Source organism: Micromonospora sp. AMSO12t (assembly GCF_008806585.1).
GTDB classification, from domain to species: domain Bacteria; phylum Actinomycetota; class Actinomycetes; order Mycobacteriales; family Micromonosporaceae; genus Micromonospora; species Micromonospora reichwaldensis.
Map to the genome: position 1 here is coordinate 1 of NZ_WAAS01000452.1, position 2689 is coordinate 2689.

At 75.8% G+C, this 2689-nt stretch carries 2 protein-coding genes; one reads left to right on the forward strand and one right to left on the reverse strand.

From position 1 onward, the window contains the following. Nucleotides 1–1202: glycosyltransferase (locus F6X68_RS32100; protein ID WP_151457750.1), on the reverse strand; the 1202-nt coding region annotated here is incomplete at its 3' end. Between the two features lie 286 nt (nt 1203–1488). Between F6X68_RS32100 and F6X68_RS32105 the strand changes: the two genes are divergently transcribed. Then, nucleotides 1489–2689, forward strand: a 1201-nt coding sequence (locus F6X68_RS32105; RefSeq protein ID WP_151457749.1) for a hypothetical protein, incomplete at its 3' end; no start/stop codon positions are given.

The window sequence follows — 2689 nt, forward strand, 5'->3', positions numbered from 1 at the left end:
GGAATGACCCCCACCGAAGCCCCCGACAAGAACGGCACCACCTGATGATGCGGCACGTACGACAACACGTGCACCCGCTCGGCCACCCCCAACTCACCCGCCCGCACCACCAACCCCTTCACGTACGCGGAGTCGGGCTTGTTGACCACGAAGGCGGCGTGCGCCCCGGGCAGTTGCGGCAGCGCCTCGACCATGACGTCGAGGCCCCGCCGCGCGGCGGCGACGCCGCTGTAGACCAGCAGCGGCACGTCCGGCCCGATCCCGCAGAGCTGGCGGATGTCCGGCGCGGGCTCGTCGCCCGGGCCGGGCAGCTCGGCCAGCGAGGGGGCGTTGAGCACGACCTCCGGCCGTTCGGCCAGGCCGTGCTCCTGCTGCAACAGGTCGGCCAGCCCGCTGGAGACGGTCGTCGCCGCGTCCGCGTACGGCACGAACTCCCGCTCGTGCGCCATGTTGCCGGGCAGCCACCGGACGTTGTCGCGCCACGCCTGCACGCCGGGGAGGTACTCGTGGGCGTCCCAGACGACCGCGACCCGCCGGCCCTTGGCGGCAGCGCGCAGCTTGGCCCGGGCGGCCACCCCGAGCATGCGGAAGTCGTTGGCGTGGATCAGGTCCGGCCGCAGTTCGTCGACCGTCGGGCCGTAGGCCAGCTCGTAGTCCCACAGCCCCGGCTCCAGCCGCCGCCAGGCGCCGTCGCCCTGCACGGCCTGCCAGAACCTGGTGTACGCCCGGTCCAGCGGCCCGTCCAGCTTCTTCCGGTCGCGCCGGGACCGGGTGAGCTGCCAGTGGCGGAACGAGACCCAGCGGCGGGTCGCCCCGGCGACCAACTCCTCCGCGCGCAGCGCGTGCCACCGCAGGGGTGACGGGCGGCCGGCGCCACCGGCGCGCGCGGCCACCGTCAGGGCGGCCCGCCGGAAGGTCAGGTCCGCACGCCAGGCCTTCATCGCCTGGCTGCGGTGCGCGGCGATCCCGGTGGGCGGGTACGCCAGCGGCCAGCGCAGCCAGCCACGGCGGAACTCGTGCCGGCGCTTGGCCAGCGGCTCGGGCATCGGCAGCAGGCGCACCTCGGCGTCGCCGAGGTGCCAGCTCTGTTCGCGCCCGGCGGATGTGCGGCCGAGCAGGACGACCTCCCAGCCGGCGTCGGCGGCCGAACGGGCGGCCTTCTGTACCCGGGAGTCACCGTTGACCCCGTTGTCGACCAGCATGACAACACGCCCCCGGGCGCCGGCGCCGCCGTTCAGCCCCATCGTCTGCTACTCCGCCTCTGCCCGGTGCTGTCCGGCCGGGTCACCCGGCCCGGATCCCGAGCGATTGTACGAGACCGCCGGCCGGCGCCCTCGCACCATGGATGTGGGAAAGCGCGGGTCGACTTCGCCTCCGCGCGCCCCGGAGCGTACCCTCCCCGCTGTCCGTCCCGGCGCCGACCGCGTCGATGCGCGCTCCGCGCGAGGAAACTGTCAGCCGGATACCTTCCGCCGGAAGTAGGGCGAGATGTCGAGTAGCCAAAACCTCGGTGGCGCGCCGGTGACCGCGCCGGACGCCCGCCGGGCCCGCCTCCGGCTGGTGCTCGGCCTGCTCGCCGCCGCCGCGCTCGGCAGCCTGCTGTGGGTGGGCCGCTGGGAGACCGCGCCGCAGCACGCCTACCCGGACACCTACTGGTACGCCCGGCAGGCGGTCACCGCGACCGGCACGCCGTCCGCCGAGGCGGACCGGTTCGCCGCCCGGCTGGTCTGCCGCCAGGGCATGCCGAGCCCGCGCCCGGGTGTCTCCTGCGTCGCCGGCACCCGGCAGTGGGCCGCCAGCATGCCCCCGCGCTACCAGCGGATCTTCACCACCCGGCCCGGCTACTCGCTGACCGTGGCACCGTTCGTGCTGGCCTTCGGGGAGCGGGGAATGGTGCTGGCCACCGCCGCGCTCGCCGTGCTGGCCGGCGTGTTGGCGGCCCTGGCGGTCCGGCTGCTCGGTGGCGGCCTGGTCAGCTCGCTCGCGGCCACCGCGCTGCTCTTCCTCCTGCCCACCGGGTTCTGGCTGAGCCGGCTGCTGGCCGAGGCCGGCGCGACGGCGTTCGCGTTGGCCGCGCTCTGCGCCGCCATACCCCTGCTGCGGCCGGGCGGCTCGACGCGCGGCCGGCTGCTGCTCGGCGGCGCGGTGCTGGCCGCGCTGCTCGGCTCGACCGTCACCCGGCCGGCGACCGGCCTGCTGCTGTCGGGCGCGCTGACGGCGGTGCTCGGCGCGCTGACCCTGGCCCGCCGCCGCCGGGCCGGCTGGGAGCCGGGGCTGGTCGTGCTCACCGCCGCCTGCGGCGTGGCCACGGCGGTCTGGCTCGGCCTCAGCGCCGCGCTGGACATCCCCGGCGCGGCGGAGACGCTCCAGGACAAGTTCACCGTGCACTTCACCCGGCCGGACGTGCCCGACCCGTGGCCCCGCCTGGTGGAGCTGAACCGGGACTTCTGGCCCGCCCAGCTCAACGCCTGGTGGAACGGGGGCGCGCCGCTGGCCGCCTCGCCGTTCCTGGCCCTGCTGCTGGTCGGCTTCGCCGCCCTGTTCCGGGCGCTGCCCGGCCGGGCCGCGCTGCTCTTCGCCACGGCCGGGGCGACCGGACTGCTCACGCTGGTGGCCCACCCCAAGGAGTCCGAGGCGGACCGGCTGGTCCTGGTCATCTGGCTGCCGGTGGTGGTCGGCCTCGCCATGC